Here is a 16,376-nt window from a genome sequence, read left to right as displayed (position 1 = left end):
TTTTTCCTATACTCACATACTTTCACTGCTTTCATACAATAAACTACACGAATGCCTAAAGGATGTGAATGTTATGGGAGTTGAATTAACGCTGTTACACGCTCTCTATATTCTTTGTTTACTCACTATTATTACCTTTTTTATTCTCCGGAAAGATACGACGATTATTTGTATCGTTTTTATCTTTTTATTAGCATTAACCGCTACAAGTTCTATCCCTCTTGCCATTAGCGGTATTTTTCAAAGTTTCATTTATGCTATTACTGAGCTATTACCAACTATATTAATCATCTCCATTATCGTATCAATGAGCAATCTACTCGTTCATACCGGCATAAATGATACGATGATTTCACCATTTACAAAGATGATTCGTACACCTACACTCGCCTACTGGATTATCGGTCTTTTGATGATGACTATTTCTTTCTTCTTTTGGCCTTCTCCAGCTGTTGCTTTAATGGGAGCTATTTTATTACCAGTCGCTGTACGCGTCGGTCTTCCGCCAATTGGAGTTGCCATTGCTATGAACTTATTCGGTCATGGGATTGCTTTATCCGGCGACTTCGTTATACAGGGCGCACCAAAATTAACCGCAGACGCTGCTGGTCTCCCTGTTTCCAGCGTTGTTTCTGCCAGTGTTCCGCTCGTTATCGTTATGGGCATTGTTACAACTTCCGTCGCATTTTTCTTCTTACGAAAAGAATTTCATACAGGACTATCATTGCAAGACACCTCTTCATCAACTGAACCATCTAAAACTACCATTTTATTATCTCCTCGCATAAAGAAATGGCTCGCTATATGTATCCCTATCGTATATATCATTGACATCCTTTGTATGATCCAGTTTAAACTACAAGGAAGCGACGCAACTGCACTTATCGGCGGGACGACTGTTATTATGATTATCATCATTTCCCTCATCGCCTACAAAGGAAATGGGCTAAATAAAACGACCGATTATTTTATAGAAGGGCTCCAATTTGGATTTAAAATCTTCGGTCCAGTTATCCCAATTGCTGCACTCTTTTATTTAGGGGATAGCGGCTTTGTGAAAATTATCGGGGACTATTTACCGAAAGGTTCGCACGGAATCATTAACGACTTAGGCATCGCCTTATCTCAAACTGTTCCTTTAAATCAATACGTATCGGCAGGAACATTAACTATCGTTGGTGTCATAACAGGCTTAGATGGGTCTGGCTTTTCCGGTATATCACTTGCTGGTTCTATTGCCAATCTTTTCGGAACAGCACTTGGGCATGGAACAGCTACATTAACAGCTCTCGGGCAAATTGCTGCAATCTGGACCGGAGGCGGGACTTTAATTCCTTGGGCGCTTATTCCTGCGGCTGCCATTTGTAAAGTGGATCCATTTGAACTTGCACGCCGAAATTTTTTACCGGTTGTGATTGGCTTAATTGTCACCACAATCGTTGCGATGTTTATCCTATAACATAAGCAAGTGTTCTCTTGCTTATGTTTTTTTATTGTAAAATTCATCATGAATTACTGGCTTTGAAAAGGAGTTATGTATATGTTAGCGAAATTATATTAAGAGAGTATTTATTCCAAAACGTTTACGAGAAACAGATTACTTCCATTAGAAAAGGGGACATAACTATGAATGAATTGATTTTCGTCTTATTAATTTGTCCATTACTTATTTTTATCGTTTCTGTTATTGGAACACGTAGAACGAAAACGTATTACGTCATGCCAATTGTAACGTTTGCTAGTTTTTTAATAATAGGTGTTATCGCTTTTACTCCAAAATTTTTCTTTTGGGTTGGCATGTACAGCATCTTCTCGTTTATTGTTTCTTATATGACACTATTGTTTGTGAGAGGGTATGAAGTTGCGGAAAACGCTAAATAGTTATTAACGAGTAGTTTGTCATATGATTTTCTTTGATGTCGATGGAACTTTATTTGATTATGAGGCCGCTGAAAGAAATGGTATTATAGATTTCTTTCAAGTATATAGTACTATTTTTTCAGGTAATGAATTAGAGGCCACAAAAGTCTGGCATGAATTATCCGAAGAATATTTCAACAAATTTTTATCCAAGGAATTATCTTTTCAAGAACAACAAAGGATGCGAATGTATCATTTATTTAAAACATATGGATTAAACTTATCACCCGAGGAATCTCAGCACAGATTCAATCAATATATAGAACTTTATAAGAACAACTGGGCCGCGTTTGAAGATGTACACTATACATTACAGACCTTAAAGCAAGAAGGGCACTCATTAGGTATCATTAGTAATGGTGACTATGAACAACAAGTCGAAAAATTAACTGCCCTAAACATTTTAAAACATTTCAAATATATATTTACTTCTAGTGAACTTGGTATATCGAAACCAGATCCTGAAATTTTTCACAGAACCGTATTACAATCGAATCTTGAAATAAAAGATTGCTATTATATTGGCGATCGATTAGAGACTGATGCGATTAGTAGTACAGCAGCTGGGATGCAAGGGATATGGTTAAATCGGGATAACTCACAACTCAAGTACGATATTCCTACTATCTGTTCTTTACATGAAGTTTTAACAATAATATAAAAAACGACCGCGTTCCCCCGCAGTCGTCTTTTTTCATATTACGCTGTAACCCAAGCCTCGTTAGCTGGATTTTTACGCCACTCTTGTAATTTTTTCGTTTCAGCTTGTCCGATCATACCTTTTTCTGCTGCAACTTCAGTTAATGCACTGTAATCACTTAAAGAATATGATGCTACGTTTGCTGCTTCTAATTTTTCTTTTCCTGACTCAAGCTCGTATGTGAAGATTGATACGATTCCTAACACTTCACAACCAGCTTCGCGAAGTGCTTCTACACATGTAATTGCACTACCGCCAGTTGAAATTAAGTCTTCTACTACTACTACTTTTTGACCTTTTTCAGCTTTTCCTTCGATTTGGTTCCCTTTACCGTGACCTTTTGCTTTACTACGTACGTAGCACATTGGTAAATCCATACGATCGCTTACCCATGCAGCGTGCGCAATACCAGCAGTTGCTGTTCCTGCAATAACTTCTACAGTTGGGAAGTGCTCTTTAATTAACTCTTCTAATCCAGCTGCAATCGCTTGACGTACTTTTGGATAAGATAAAGTTAAACGGTTATCACAATAAATTGGTGATTTCATACCTGAAGACCAAGTAAATGGATCATTCGGTTGTAAAAATACTGCTCCAATTTCTAATAAATGCGATGCGATTTCTTTTTTCATACTGTTACACCTTCCCACTGTTGTTTTACTGTTTTATACGCTTCAAGCGGATTTTCTGCTTTTGTAATACTACGTCCAACTACGATGTAGCTTGAGCCAAGTTCCCTCGCACGTTTCGGTGTTGCTACGCGCACCTGGTCATTTACATCATCACTTGCAAGACGAATCCCCGGTGTTACTGTTACAAATTCATTTCCGCATACTTCACGTAATTTTGGAACTTCAAGTGTTGAACAAACAACGCCATCAAGTCCACTTTCTTTCGTTAATTTTGCATAATGAGCAACCGCTTCTTCTAACGTTTTCTCAATGCCGATCTCTTTTTTCATCATAGCTTCCGAAGTGCTTGTTAGTTGTGTAACTGCAATACAAATCGGTCTCTCTTTTCCTTCTTGCTTACCTTCCTCTAATCCCTCAATCGCAGCTTTCATCATACTACTTCCCCCAGCAGCATGAACATTTACCATATCAACATCTAGACTAGCTAGGCTACGCATAGCGCTTTTTACTGTATTCGGAATATCATGAAGTTTTAAATCTAGGAAGATCTTATGTCCCTTTTCTTTTAAGTACGTAATAATCGCAGGGCCTTCTTTGTAGAATAACTCCATACCTACTTTGACAAATAACTCTTCCCCTTCAAAGTGGTGTAAGAATTTCTCTACTTCTCGTTTCCCTGGAAAATCTAGTGCAACGATTAACGACTGTGACATGTTTGCTTCCAGCTCCTTCCTTGACATTCCGAAATGTGATCAAATCCTAGTTCATCTAATAGTGCTGGTAACTCTTCAATAATTGTCGGACATACGAACGGATCTATGAAGTTCGCTGTACCTACTGCAACTGCGCTTGCGCCAGCGTAGAAGAATTCAATTACATCTTCAGCTGTTTCAATACCACCCATTCCGATAATTGGAATGTTAACCGCTTGACTTACTTCATGTACCATACGAATTGCTACTGGCTTAATCGCAGGTCCTGATAGTCCGCCTGTACAGTTTGCTAAAATTGGTTTAGCTGTTTTTAAATCTAGACGCATACCAAGCAATGTATTAATCATCGTTAAACCATCTGCACCTGCATTTTCAATCGCTTTTGCAATTTCTACAATGTTTGCCACGTTCGGTGACAACTTCACGTATACAGGTACTTCAGAAACCTCTTTTACTCGCTTCGTTAAATCAGCAGCAATTTCAGGATTTGTACCAAAGGCGATACCACCTGTTTTTACGTTCGGACAAGAAATGTTTAATTCTAGCGCATGGACATTAGGCGCTTTAGAAATTTCCTTTGCAACCGCTACGTAATCCTCAGCTTGTGAGCCCGCAACGTTCGCAATGATTGGAAGGTCAAATTGTTCGAGAAAAGGTAATTCAGAATTCATTACTTTTTCTAATCCTGGGTTTTGAAGTCCGATTGCATTTAACATGCCGCCTGGTGTTTCAGCAACACGAGGCGTCGGATTTCCATAGCGTGGTTGTTCTGTCGTCGCTTTAATCATGATTGATCCTAGTACACTTAAATCGTAAAACTGTGCATATTCACGACCAAATCCAAAGCATCCAGATGCCGGTATAATTGGATTTTTTAATGATAATCCTGGTAATTCAACTTGCAATCTGTTCATAGTACAACCTCCCCGATTGGAAATACTGGTCCGTCGCTACACACCTTCTTGTAAGAATGTCCACTTGGATCTTCTTGTAAGTGGCATACACATGCGAAACAAGCTCCAATACCACAGCCCATACGTTCTTCTAATGAAATATAGGCTTTTTTCTCTTTGTAACGTCCTTCTAATGCACGAAGCATCGCTAACGGACCACATGAATAAAGAATATCAAAGTCTATTCCGTAATGATCAATTACATCTGTGACAAATCCTTTTGTACCGTGTGTACCGTCTACTGTCGCAACGTACGTATCACCAAGTTCTGCAAATTTTTCTTCATAGAAAACAACATCTTTCGTTTGAAAACCTAAGATGTGAATCACACGTACACCTTTTGCAACGAGGCGCTGTGATAGTTCATAAAGTGGTGGTACACCAATTCCCCCGCCTACAAGTAAAGCTGTTTGACCAGCTTTTGCTTCTTCTACAGGAAAACCGTGTCCTAGTGGTCCTAGTACGTCTACCATTTCACCTTGTTTTCTAGTTGATAATGTTTTTGTCCCTTGTCCTTCCGCACGATATAGCATTGTAAATTCGTTCTTCTCTTGATCTACATTACAAATACTAATTGGGCGGCGCAGAAGGGGCGCAATGCCCTCTGCTACCTTAATGTGTACAAACTGCCCTGGTTCGTTCATTTGCTGTACTAAAGTTCCTTGAAGCACTAATTCGTAAATGTTTTTTGCGATTTCTTTTTGATTAACGACGATCATATTTTGCTTTTGCATCATGCATGTACCACCTCGTGACGCTTTGTTTGCGTAATTTCTTTCATTGAATGAGCTGAGAATGTCATAGATTCTAATACTCGTAAGATTGCTCTCGTTGTATCAAGTGATGTTAAGCAAGCCACGCCATTTTCTACTGATTCACGGCGAATGCGGAAACCATCACGCGCTGGTTGTTTGCCTTTTGTTAATGTATTGATTACAAACTGTGCTTTTCCTTGACGGATAATATCTAGTAAGTTGTAGTCTTCAGAATCAATTTTGTTTACAACTTGTACTGGGATATTTTGCTCTTCTAACGATTGTGCTGTTCCAGCTGTTGCTAATAAGTTATAGCCGATTTCGTGGAAACGTTTTGCAATTTCCATCGCCTCTTCTTTATCTTTATCAGCTACAGTAATGATTACTGATCCGTGCGTTGGGATATTAATTCCAGAAGCAACTAATCCTTTGTATAATGCTTTTTCAAGCGTTAAGTCTTTACCCATTACTTCCCCTGTTGATTTCATTTCAGGTCCTAATGTTGTATCAACTGAGCGTAGTTTCGCAAATGAGAATACCGGAGCTTTTACATATACTTCTTTCTCTTCTGGGTGATAGCCCGTTCCGTATCCTTGCTCTACTAGGTCTTGCCCTAAAATAACTTTCGTTGCAACGTTCGCCATCGGTACACCTGTAATTTTACTTAAGAATGGTACTGTACGGCTCGCACGTGGATTTACTTCAATTACATACACTTGATCTTCGAATACTACAAACTGGATATTTAGTAATCCAACAATGTTTAATCCTTTTCCAAGTGCAATTGTATGTTCAATAATTTGTTCTTTTAATTTTTCAGATAAGCTTTGTGGTGGATATACTCCAATTGAGTCACCAGAGTGAACTCCAGCGCGTTCAATATGTTCCATAATACCTGGAATGAACACATTCTCACCGTCTGAAATTGCATCTACTTCAATTTCTTTACCAACCATGTAACGGTCGATTAATACTGGGTGATCAGCGTGAACTTTAACCGCATTTTTCATGTAGTGCAGCAGTTCTTCTTGACGATATACGATTTCCATCGCACGTCCACCTAGTACGTAAGATGGTCTTACTAATACTGGGTAACCAATTTTGTCAGCGATTGCTACTGCTTGCTCTACAGTCGTTGCTGTTTTACCAACTGGTTGCGGGATACCAAGCTGTGTTAGAGCCGCTTCAAACTTATCACGATCTTCTGCACGATCTAAGTCTTCAAGTGATGTTCCTAAAATCTTCACACCGTGTGCTTCTAATTTCGCCGCTAAGTTAATTGCCGTTTGTCCACCGAACTGAACGATAACACCTTCTGGTTTTTCTAAATCGATGATGTGCATTACATCTTCAATCGTTAATGGTTCAAAGTATAATTTGTCAGAAATACTGAAGTCTGTTGAAACTGTTTCTGGGTTGTTATTAACAATAATTGCCTCATATCCAGCTTCTTTAATTGCCCATACTGAGTGAACTGTTGCATAGTCAAACTCAACACCTTGACCGATACGGATTGGACCAGATCCTAGAACTACTACACTCTTACGATCTGTTCTAACCGATTCATTCTCGTCACCATATGTGCTGTAGTAGTATGGTGTTGCAGATTCAAACTCTGCCGCACAAGTATCTACCATTTTATAAACAGGAGTTATATTGCTTTCTTTACGCATATCGTAAATTTCACGCTCTGTTTTGTTCCAAGCTGCTGCAATGTAGTGATCGCTGAAGCCCATTTCTTTCGCAGTTTGTAGTACTTCCATATTTCCTACATTCGCTTTTACTTCACGTTCCATATTTACGATGTTTTCAACTTTTTGTAAGAAGAAGAAGTCCATTTCACACCAATCGTTGATTTCTTCTTTCGTTACACCTTGACGAATTGCTTCTGCTACAATAAACAGTCGCTCATCATCAGCTTTTATAATGCGTTTTTTCATTGTTTCTTTATCAAGTTCTTTTAAATGTTCTAATTCTAAGTGATAAACGCCAAGTTCTAAAGAACGAACCGCTTTTAATAATGATTGCTCTAAGTTACGTCCGATTGACATAACTTCACCAGTTGCCTTCATTTGCGTACCAAGTGTTCTGTTTGCTGATTCAAACTTATCAAATGGCCAGCGTGGTATTTTTGAAACAACATAGTCTAATGCTGGCTCGAAGCAAGCGTATGTTTTTTGTGTTACTGGGTTTATAATTTCATCTAATGTTAAACCGACTGCAATTTTTGCCGCTAGCTTTGCAATTGGATACCCAGTTGCTTTAGATGCTAGTGCAGATGAACGACTTACACGTGGGTTTACTTCGATTACATAGTATTGGAAGCTATGTGGATCAAGTGCAAGCTGAACGTTACATCCGCCTTCAATTCCTAATGCACGAATAATTCGTAATGAAGTGTTTCGTAACATTTGATACTCACGGTCACTTAATGTTTGGCTCGGCGCTACAACGATAGAATCACCTGTATGAACCCCAACTGGATCGATATTTTCCATATTACATACTACAATCGCGTTATCATTCGAGTCACGCATTACTTCATATTCAATTTCCTTACAACCAGCAATGCTCTTTTCTAATAAACATTGTGTCACTGGACTATGTTTTAAACCACCTGATACAATTTCAATTAATTCTTCTTCATTACTACAGATTCCACCACCTGTTCCACCCATTGTAAATGCTGGGCGAACAATAACTGGATAACCAATTTCTTTTACAAATTCATGTGCTTCTTCTAGCGTATGAATAATGGTACTAGATGGAATTGGTTCATTTAATTCCTGCATTAATGTACGGAATAAATCACGATCTTCCGCTTGCTCGATTGCTGATAATTTTGTTCCTAAAATTTCAACTCCACATTCTTCAAGTATGCCTGATTTCGCAAGTTCAACAGCCATATTTAAACCTGTTTGACCACCTAATGTTGGCAGGATTGCGTCTGGGCGTTCTTTACGAATGATACGGCTTACGAATTCTAGTGTTAATGGTTCTATATATACTTTATCTGCTGTTGCAGTATCTGTCATAATTGTTGCTGGGTTAGAGTTAACAAGGATTACTTTGTAACCTTCTTCTCTAAGAGATTGACAAGCTTGTGTACCAGAGTAATCAAACTCTGCTGCTTGCCCAATTACAATTGGTCCTGATCCGATTACTAAAATTGTGTTAATGTCTAGGCGTTTTGGCATAACTCTTCCCCTTCTTTCTTGAAGTTTTCAATCATTTCTAAGAAATCTTCGAATAAATCATTTGCATCTTCTGGTCCTGCTGAAGCTTCTGGATGATATTGTACTGTAAATGCTGGGAACTTCGTATGACGAAGACCTTCTACTGTTCCATCATTTAAAGCAACATGTGTAATTTCAAGTTCTGTATTTTTAACTGATTCTTCTTCTACTGCATAACCATGGTTTTGAGATGTAATTGCTACTTTTCCAGTTGCAAGATGTTTTACTGGATGGTTTAAACCACGGTGACCGAATTTTAACTTACTTGTATTCGCACCAGATGCTAGAGCGAATAGTTGATGTCCTAAGCAAATTCCGAATAAAGGAACTTTACCGATAATGTCTTTTAACATTTCAATTGCTTCTGGTACATCTTTTGGATCTCCAGGTCCGTTACTTAACATAATTCCATCTGGGCTAAGGCGTAAAATTTCTTCTGCTGTTGTATTGTAAGGTACTACAATTACATCACAGTCACGTTTATTTAATTCTCGTAAAATACCATGTTTCATTCCGAAGTCTACAAGTACAACTCGGTGTCCACGGCCTGGGCTTGGGTATGGATCTTTCGTTGATACGCGTTTCACGTGATCTGTAAATACTGTCGCTTTTAATTGGCTCACGATGTATTCTACATCTGCATCCATGTTACATAGACGTCCACGTAATGTACCGTATTGACGAATTTTTCTCGTTAATTTTCTTGTATCAATTCCTGCTAAGCCTGGGATGTTTCTTTCTTTTAAGTAATCATTTAACGAAATTTCATTACGGAAGTTTGATGGGTGATCACAAATTTCGTTTACGATTAAACCATTTACAGATGGGTGAATCGATTCAAAATCGTCACGGTTGATGCCGTAGTTTCCGATTAATGGGTACGTGAATGTTACGATTTGACCGCAATATGATGGATCAGATAATGTTTCTTGATATCCAGTCATTCCTGTTGTGAATACAACCTCACCTGACTTTTCAATTTCTCCTCCGAAACCTTTTCCAATTAATACTGTTCCATCTTCTAAGATAAGTTGTCTTTTCATACTAATGCACTCTCCTTTTGCCATGCGATCTTACCACCAACGATTGTCATTACCGGCCATCCTTGGCATTTCCAACCTGCGAATGGTGTATTTTTTCCTTTTGATACGAATGTTGTTGGGTCAATCTCTTCTTCTTGTTCTAAATCAATGATTGTAATATCAGCTGTTCTACCTTCTTTCAGGCGACCTGCTTCTAAGCCGAATGTATCAGCTGGCTTTTCTGTTAAGAATTGAATTAACTGCTCTAGTGTAATAATCCCTTTTTTCACAAGGTTTGTGTATAGAAGCGGGAATGCTGTTTCAAAACCAGTAATTCCGAATGGTGCTCTTTCAATTCCTTGTGCTTTCTCTTCCGCTGTATGCGGTGCATGGTCAGTTGCAATCATATCGATTGTTCCATCTAGTAATCCTTCAATTAATGCTGCATGATCGTCTTTTCCACGAAGCGGTGGGTTCATTTTAAAGTTAGGATCAGCCGATGGGATATCATCTTCACATAACACTAGGTGATGAGGTGTTACCTCTGCTGTTACTTTAATTCCAGCTCGTTTCGCATCACGAATTACGCGTACAGAGCCTTTCGTACTTACGTGACATACGTGATAGTGACAATCTGCCGCTTCAGCAAGCAGTATATCCCTTGCAATATGTACAGATTCACATACTGATGGGATACCGTTTAATCCGTGTTTCTCAGAAAACTTCCCTTCATGTACACAACCTTTATTAATAAGAGTATTCTCTTCACAGTGCGCAACTACTGCCATATTTAATTTCGCTGCACGCTTCATAGCAGCTAACATCATGCTAGCATCTTGTACGCCTACACCGTCATCAGTGAAAGCAAATGCTCCAAGTTCTTTTAATGTTTCGAAATCTGTCATTTCAGAACCCGCTTGGCGTACTGTAATTGCTCCGTATGGTAGTACGTTAACATGCGCTTTTTCTTTAATACGATTTTGCAAGTCTTCCATATGTTCTCTGCAATCTGGTACTGGGCGTGTATTTGGCATTGCACAAATTGTAGTGAATCCACCTTTTGCCGCTGCTAGTGTACCTGTTTCAATTGTTTCTTTATGTTCACCACCTGGTTCACGAAGATGTACGTGTACATCTACTAATCCAGGTGCGATTAACTTTCCGTTCACATCGATTACTTCAGCATTATCTGCCGTAATATTTTCTGCTACCTTAGCGATTTTACCGTCTTGTACGAGAAGATCTGTTGCTACGATTTTTCCTTCTTCATTCATATAACGACCATTTTTAAACAAGTAATTCATGTTTCATTCCTCCTAATACATTTGGTAAGGCGCGTTTTAGTACAGCCATTCTTACGTAAACTCCATTTTCCATTTGTTTAAATATGCGTGAACGCTCACACTCAACAAGTTCACTTGCAATTTCAACATCACGGTTTACAGGAGCTGGATGCATAATAATGCTTCCTTCTTTCATACGCTTTTCTCTTTCCACTGTTAATCCGTGTTTCTCATGATACTCTTTCATAATGTCTGTTTCATAATGATCATGACGCTCATGTTGTACACGAAGTAACATCATTACATCCACTTCTGGAACAAGTTCATCTAATGGTTTGTATGTTCCAAATGTGCTGTCTTCATCTTTCCACTCTTCTGGACTTGCAAAGTAAATTGTTGCACCCAGTTTCGTTAATGCTTCTGCATTAGAACGTGCTACTCGGCTATGACGAACATCTCCTACTATTGCAATCTTCAATCCTTCAAATCTTCCAAACTCTTGTTTAATTGTAAGAAGGTCGAGTAGGCACTGCGTTGGGTGGTTTCCACATCCATCTCCAGCGTTTAAGATTGGGATATTCACCTGATCTTTTAGTTCATCGAAGTAGCGATCTTGCTCATGGCGGATGACCACTGCTTTTGTTCCGATTGATTCTAGTGTTCTTATCGTATCGTATAAAGTTTCTCCTTTTTGTACGCTAGATGCATCAGCTGAAAAGTTTAAAACATCAAGTCCTAATCTCTTCTCAGCAACTTCAAAGCTAAATCTCGTTCTCGTACTATTCTCAAAGAACAAGTTCGCAACAAAAGTTTGCTCTGTCGTTTTGCTCTCTTTTCCATTCGCGAAATCTTCTGCGTCTTTTAGGATTTCTGAAATTTCTACTTCTGATAATTCACTCATCGTTAACAAATGGCTCATCGTCATCCCTCATCTTTCTGATTTTTATGTTACCACTTTTGTATTTTTATAACAACATTTGTATAAAAATACCCTAGTCATATGAGACTAGGGTGCATGAAAGAAGCCACCCTTTCCGGTCTCACAGGACTGAATTAAAAGGTTATTATTATGAAGCAATCTGCTTAGATTGTTTTATTTGTTTCGTTTCCGGTAGTAGTAGATTTAATAGTACACCTACAATTGCTGCTAGTGCCATTCCTTCTACTTGGAACGATTCTCCTACATGGAGTACTGCTCCACCAATACCGATTACTAGTATTACTGATGCAATCATTAAGTTTCGTTTGTCACTTAAGTCCGTTTTATCATCTACCATCATGCGTAATCCGCTTGATGCAATTACACCGAATAGTAAGATTGATACACCACCCATAACTGGTGTTGGGATCGAATGAATCAGTGCAGAAATCTTACCGATAAATCCGAATACGATTGCAAACACTGCTGAGCCGATGAATAAGTATACGCTGTATGCTCTCGTAATTGCTAGCACACCGATGTTTTCACCATACGTTGTATTCGGTGGTCCACCTATTAGTGATGCAATCAATGTTGCTATTCCATCACCGAAGATTGAGCGATGTAAACCTGGTTTTTCAATTAAATCTCTTTTAATAACATTTCCAAGTACAATTTGATGTCCGATATGTTCTGAAATTGTTACTAATGCTACTGGTACCATCAAGAGTACAATCTTCCATGAAAACTCCGGAGTATATGTTACAAATGGTACTGTGAAATCTGGTACAACAAACCATTTTGCCTCAGCTACCGGCTTTAAGTCTACTAGCCCTTGGAAGTAAGCGAAGATATATCCGCCGATAATGCCAAGTAGCACTGGTATGATACTGAAAAATCCTCTTCCGAATATAGAGCATATAATTGTAATTGCTAAAGTTACTAATGCTACCGAAAAGTGTGTAAAGCTATATTTGCCATCCGCACCGTTCATCGCCATGTTCACTGCTGTATGTGCTAAAGCTAGACCGATTACCATTACTACTGGACCAACTACGATTGGCGGAAGTAATTTCATAATCCACTCTGATCCTGATTTCTTAATTCCGAGTGAGATTAAGATGTACACAAGTCCTGCAAGTAAACCACCAAGCATTGCTGCTCCCGGTCCACCTGCGGTTTTCGCTGTTATAATCGGTGCGATAAAGGCGAATGATGATCCTAGATAAGCAGGTACTTGACCTTTCGTTATAAGAAGAAACGCTAACGTTCCTAATCCACTTGATATTAATGCTACTGACGGATTCAATCCTGTTAAAAACGGAACAAGCACTGTTGATCCAAACATCGCGAACAAATGTTGTATACTTAAAAATAACCATTTTCCCGGTTTCGGTACTTCATTAACGTCTAACACTGGCTTTTGTTCCATTGTTACATCCTCCTTCAGTTTAAATCTTTGCAATAAAAAAACTCTTTGTGCCTGTGCACAAAGAGTCCTACACTTTCGTATGCCAAATTTGACATATGAAAGCCAAGACCCTTTGGCAGCCTCACAGGACTACATTTAAAAGGGCTTTACTTATCGTATATGCTTACTCGATCTTGTTGATCTGTCTCTTGCAAATCAACTTCGATACGCTCTTCACTTGATGTTGGAATGTTCTTTCCTACATAATCAGCGCGAATTGGTAGTTCACGATGACCTCTATCAACAAGAACCGCTAATTGGATTTGTGATGGTCTACCTAAATCCATAAGAGCATCCATTGCTGCTCGAACTGTTCTTCCTGTGTATAATACATCATCCACAAGGATAACTTTTTTCTTCGTAATATCTACAGGGATATCAGAACCTTTTACAAGTGGTTCTTCATTTTTCGATTGTAGTGTTAGATCATCACGATATAACGTAATATCTAGCTCTCCAACTTCCATTTCTTTTCCTTCAATTTGACCAATTCGTTCTGCCAAACGTTGTGCAATAAAAATTCCACGCGTTTTAATTCCGACAAGAACACAATTATCGACACCTTTATTTCGTTCCACGATTTCATGACTAATTCGTGTTAAAGCGCGGCGAATCATTTGGTCATCTAAAACAACAGCTTTCTCTTGCATGCTCTACACCTCCAAGCTTTTTTTCTTGCGTGAGAGTAATGGTATAAAAAAAAGTCCTCTCAGCGTGTGCGAGAGGACTTTTGAAAAAGGGTACAGCATACCCTATGTATTTCAAACCGTTACCTTCTCAACCTCACGGGGCTGTGTTAAAGGATCATTATTTAACTGTTGTCAGTATCTCAGTTTTTTTATGATTTGTCAATACTATTTCCGTAAAATATTTAATGCATCTTCAAACACTTCTGGAATCGGTGCCTCAAACTGAATATATTCACCAGTACGAGGATGGTCAAACCCTAAAATACCTGCGTGAAGTGCTTGTCCATTCATGTCTAATGTTTTCTTCGGACCATACTTCGGATCTCCTGCAAGTGGATAGCCAATATATTTCATATGAACACGAATTTGGTGCGTACGTCCCGTTTCTAAGCGACATTCTACAAGTGTAAAATCTTTAAAGCGTTCTAACACTTGGAAGTGCGTAACAGCATTCTTACCATTTTCATCAACTGTCATGCTTTGACGTTCTTTCTTATCGCGACCAATTGGAGCATCAATTGTTCCCTTATCGTGCGGAATCACACCGTGTACAATCGCTTTGTAACGTCTTGTTACTGTTTTTGCTACAAGTTGATTTACAAGTGATTCATGCGCCATATCATTTTTAGCAACCATTAATAGTCCCGATGTATCTTTATCAATACGATGCACGATGCCAGGACGCATTACACCGTTAATGCCTGATAAATCCGTACAATGATGCATAAGGCCGTTTACAAGCGTACCGCTTGTATGCCCTGGAGCTGGATGTACAACCATACCACGTGGCTTATTAACAACGAGTACATCTTCATCTTCATAATAAATTTCTAAGCTCATATCTTCTGCTTGGATATCTAACTCTTCTGGATCAGGAATCGTTACTGTAATTTCATCGTTTTCTTTAACTTTATAATTCACTTTTACCGACTTTCCATTAACTGTAACGACACCATCTTTAATCCATTGCTGTACTTGTGAACGTGACCATTCACTGTTTATTTCTGCAACGAATTTATCAATTCGCTCGCTTTTTTGTTCTTCTGCAACTGTTACTTGTACTACTTCACTCATTCAATTACTCCTTCGTTTTCTTGCCTTCTAATAATGTTTGAATAATAATTAATACAACACCAATACATAATGCTGAATCAGCTATATTAAATACTGGATAGTTGTACGAGAAAATATACACGTGAATGAAATCCACTACTTCTTGTCTAAATACACGATCAATGAAATTACCAATTGCTCCGCCTAATATTAGACCTAATGAAATCCCTAGAAGTTTGTCTGTTTTCGCATATTTTTGCATATAAATTACGATAAATACTACAAAAACGACTGTAATAATGTAGAAGAACCACATTTTATTTTCTAAAATCCCCCAGGCAGCTCCTCTATTTCGATGTGATGTTATGTATAATACATTATCGATAATCGGAATGCTCGTACCCAATTCCATGTTCTTTACAATTAGCCATTTCGATATTTGATCGATGGCAATGACAAATAACGCTATTACATAATATATCATTTTCATTTCCCCCACAAAGACAGTGTACCTCAAAATTTTAGCATAGCTGCAACCTTTTCACAATGAACCTTTATAGAAGAATAAAATAAATTAAAAAAAGGTAATATAATATCGTTGTGCACATTCATACATTTACTTTTTCATAAAAAAATTCATGAATGGTACGGGCAGTCGGCATCGTTTTCATTTGTTTTACCGAAATTACTCTCCCTGTTTCTTCACAAATACCATACATATCTATTTCCATTTTAAATAATGCACGTTCTACATCTTTTAAGTCCTCTTTTATATCATGTAATAGGAGTTTATTCTTTATCTCTTCCTTCATTTCATATCCAAGCTCTTCGCTAAACTCTGTATCATATTTGTGCATGACCTCTTTAGCTAGCCTCTCTTGTAACTCTTTTCGCATCAATTGCAATTCTTCTTTTATTTCCATATACATTTCATTCACGTGTACATTCCTCCCAGCTGCAATGTACGATTAGTGTGTCCGAAATTTCTATGCTTACCTCACACACATTTTTCCTTCATAGGAAAGAGAGT

The 16,376-nt window shown here is 38.3% G+C and carries 16 protein-coding genes; 3 read left to right on the top strand and 13 right to left on the bottom strand.

Features of this window, described 5'->3' with window-relative positions:
• The first annotated feature begins 73 nt into the window (after positions 1 to 73).
• The 3 genes from QCI44_RS08235 (at position 74) to QCI44_RS08225 (ending at position 2,581) form a co-directional block, all read left to right on the top strand.
• On the top strand, positions 74 to 1,459 hold the full coding sequence (locus tag QCI44_RS08235) for a hypothetical protein (protein WP_016086575.1): 1,386 nt from the start codon (positions 74 to 76) through the stop codon (positions 1,457 to 1,459).
• A gap of 167 nt (positions 1,460 to 1,626) precedes the next feature.
• Entirely contained in the window at positions 1,627 to 1,881 is a 255-nt protein-coding gene (locus tag QCI44_RS08230) for a YbeF family protein (protein ID WP_001003944.1), read from the top strand.
• A gap of 22 nt (positions 1,882 to 1,903) precedes the next feature.
• Positions 1,904 to 2,581, top strand: a complete 678-nt coding sequence (locus tag QCI44_RS08225) for an HAD family hydrolase (RefSeq protein WP_353811070.1) — start codon at positions 1,904 to 1,906, stop codon at positions 2,579 to 2,581.
• Positions 2,582 to 2,619: 38 nt separating this feature from the next.
• Here QCI44_RS08225 and pyrE read toward each other — a convergent pair whose 3' ends face one another.
• From pyrE to QCI44_RS08160, 13 genes are all read right to left on the bottom strand, one after another.
• The gene (gene pyrE, locus QCI44_RS08220; RefSeq protein ID WP_016086574.1) at positions 2,620 to 3,252 is read right to left on the bottom strand and encodes an orotate phosphoribosyltransferase; all 633 of its coding nucleotides are present in this window, start codon (positions 3,250 to 3,252) and stop codon (positions 2,620 to 2,622) included.
• A complete protein-coding gene (gene pyrF / locus QCI44_RS08215; RefSeq protein WP_016135256.1) occupies positions 3,249 to 3,965 on the bottom strand; it encodes an orotidine-5'-phosphate decarboxylase in 717 nt (238 codons plus the stop codon). Before pyrF ends, pyrE begins: the two co-directional genes overlap by 4 nt.
• Complete coding sequence (gene pyrD, locus QCI44_RS08210; protein WP_116363296.1) at positions 3,950 to 4,879, bottom strand: dihydroorotate oxidase B catalytic subunit; 930 nt, start codon at positions 4,877 to 4,879, stop codon at positions 3,950 to 3,952. Before pyrD ends, pyrF begins: the two co-directional genes overlap by 16 nt.
• A complete protein-coding gene (gene pyrK, locus QCI44_RS08205; protein ID WP_016086572.1) occupies positions 4,876 to 5,655 on the bottom strand; it encodes a dihydroorotate oxidase B electron transfer subunit in 780 nt (259 codons plus the stop codon). Before pyrK ends, pyrD begins: the two co-directional genes overlap by 4 nt.
• Positions 5,652 to 8,870: a carbamoyl-phosphate synthase large subunit gene (gene carB, locus QCI44_RS08200; RefSeq protein WP_016086571.1), complete on the bottom strand. Its 3,219-nt coding sequence runs from the start codon at positions 8,868 to 8,870 to the stop codon at positions 5,652 to 5,654. The genes pyrK and carB overlap by 4 nt, the downstream gene beginning before the upstream one ends.
• A complete protein-coding gene (locus QCI44_RS08195) occupies positions 8,855 to 9,952 on the bottom strand; it encodes a carbamoyl phosphate synthase small subunit (RefSeq protein WP_000828669.1) in 1,098 nt (365 codons plus the stop codon). The genes carB and QCI44_RS08195 overlap by 16 nt, the downstream gene beginning before the upstream one ends.
• Positions 9,949 to 11,235 (bottom strand): dihydroorotase, encoded by a 1,287-nt coding sequence (pyrC, locus tag QCI44_RS08190; protein ID WP_016086570.1) that lies wholly within the window; start codon positions 11,233 to 11,235, stop codon positions 9,949 to 9,951. Before pyrC ends, QCI44_RS08195 begins: the two co-directional genes overlap by 4 nt.
• Positions 11,219 to 12,133: an aspartate carbamoyltransferase gene (gene pyrB, locus QCI44_RS08185; RefSeq protein WP_000018859.1), complete on the bottom strand. Its 915-nt coding sequence runs from the start codon at positions 12,131 to 12,133 to the stop codon at positions 11,219 to 11,221. The genes pyrC and pyrB overlap by 17 nt, the downstream gene beginning before the upstream one ends.
• Before the next feature lie 148 nt (positions 12,134 to 12,281).
• The gene (gene uraA, locus QCI44_RS08180) at positions 12,282 to 13,565 is read right to left on the bottom strand and encodes a uracil permease (RefSeq protein WP_016086568.1); all 1,284 of its coding nucleotides are present in this window, start codon (positions 13,563 to 13,565) and stop codon (positions 12,282 to 12,284) included.
• A 146-nt stretch (positions 13,566 to 13,711) separates the two neighbouring features.
• Complete coding sequence (gene pyrR, locus QCI44_RS08175; protein WP_001156490.1) at positions 13,712 to 14,254, bottom strand: bifunctional pyrimidine operon transcriptional regulator/uracil phosphoribosyltransferase; 543 nt, start codon at positions 14,252 to 14,254, stop codon at positions 13,712 to 13,714.
• Between the two features lie 204 nt (positions 14,255 to 14,458).
• The gene (locus tag QCI44_RS08170; RefSeq protein ID WP_016086567.1) at positions 14,459 to 15,367 is read right to left on the bottom strand and encodes an RluA family pseudouridine synthase; all 909 of its coding nucleotides are present in this window, start codon (positions 15,365 to 15,367) and stop codon (positions 14,459 to 14,461) included.
• A gap of 4 nt (positions 15,368 to 15,371) precedes the next feature.
• Positions 15,372 to 15,830, bottom strand: coding sequence for a lipoprotein signal peptidase LspA (gene lspA / locus QCI44_RS08165; protein WP_000642186.1), 459 nt, complete (start codon positions 15,828 to 15,830; stop codon positions 15,372 to 15,374).
• Positions 15,831 to 15,954: 124 nt separating this feature from the next.
• A complete protein-coding gene (locus tag QCI44_RS08160) occupies positions 15,955 to 16,284 on the bottom strand; it encodes a TraR/DksA family transcriptional regulator (protein ID WP_353811069.1) in 330 nt (109 codons plus the stop codon).
• Positions 16,285 to 16,376 lie beyond the last annotated feature (92 nt).

The organism is Bacillus cereus group sp. RP37 (genome assembly GCF_040459695.1).
Lineage (GTDB): Bacteria > Bacillota > Bacilli > Bacillales > Bacillaceae_G > Bacillus_A.
Note: the sequence above shows the minus strand (reverse complement) of the source record. Positions and strands in the feature narration are given on the sequence as shown.

Coding starts and splice junctions, on each gene's coding strand:
- pyrB (WP_000018859.1), bottom strand. CDS start 12,133: ATGAGCCATTTGTTAACGATGAGTGAATTATCAGAAGTAGAAATTTCA.
- pyrD (WP_116363296.1), bottom strand. CDS start 4,879: ATGAACAGATTGCAAGTTGAATTACCAGGATTATCATTAAAAAATCCA.
- QCI44_RS08225 (WP_353811070.1), top strand. CDS start 1,904: ATGATTTTCTTTGATGTCGATGGAACTTTATTTGATTATGAGGCCGCT.
- pyrE (WP_016086574.1), bottom strand. CDS start 3,252: ATGAAAAAAGAAATCGCATCGCATTTATTAGAAATTGGAGCAGTATTT.
- carB (WP_016086571.1), bottom strand. CDS start 8,870: ATGCCAAAACGCCTAGACATTAACACAATTTTAGTAATCGGATCAGGA.
- QCI44_RS08230 (WP_001003944.1), top strand. CDS start 1,627: ATGAATGAATTGATTTTCGTCTTATTAATTTGTCCATTACTTATTTTT.
- pyrF (WP_016135256.1), bottom strand. CDS start 3,965: ATGTCACAGTCGTTAATCGTTGCACTAGATTTTCCAGGGAAACGAGAA.
- QCI44_RS08170 (WP_016086567.1), bottom strand. CDS start 15,367: ATGAGTGAAGTAGTACAAGTAACAGTTGCAGAAGAACAAAAAAGCGAG.
- uraA (WP_016086568.1), bottom strand. CDS start 13,565: ATGGAACAAAAGCCAGTGTTAGACGTTAATGAAGTACCGAAACCGGGA.
- pyrC (WP_016086570.1), bottom strand. CDS start 11,235: ATGAATTACTTGTTTAAAAATGGTCGTTATATGAATGAAGAAGGAAAA.
- QCI44_RS08235 (WP_016086575.1), top strand. CDS start 74: ATGGGAGTTGAATTAACGCTGTTACACGCTCTCTATATTCTTTGTTTA.
- pyrR (WP_001156490.1), bottom strand. CDS start 14,254: ATGCAAGAGAAAGCTGTTGTTTTAGATGACCAAATGATTCGCCGCGCT.
- lspA (WP_000642186.1), bottom strand. CDS start 15,830: ATGATATATTATGTAATAGCGTTATTTGTCATTGCCATCGATCAAATA.
- QCI44_RS08195 (WP_000828669.1), bottom strand. CDS start 9,952: ATGAAAAGACAACTTATCTTAGAAGATGGAACAGTATTAATTGGAAAA.
- pyrK (WP_016086572.1), bottom strand. CDS start 5,655: ATGATGCAAAAGCAAAATATGATCGTCGTTAATCAAAAAGAAATCGCA.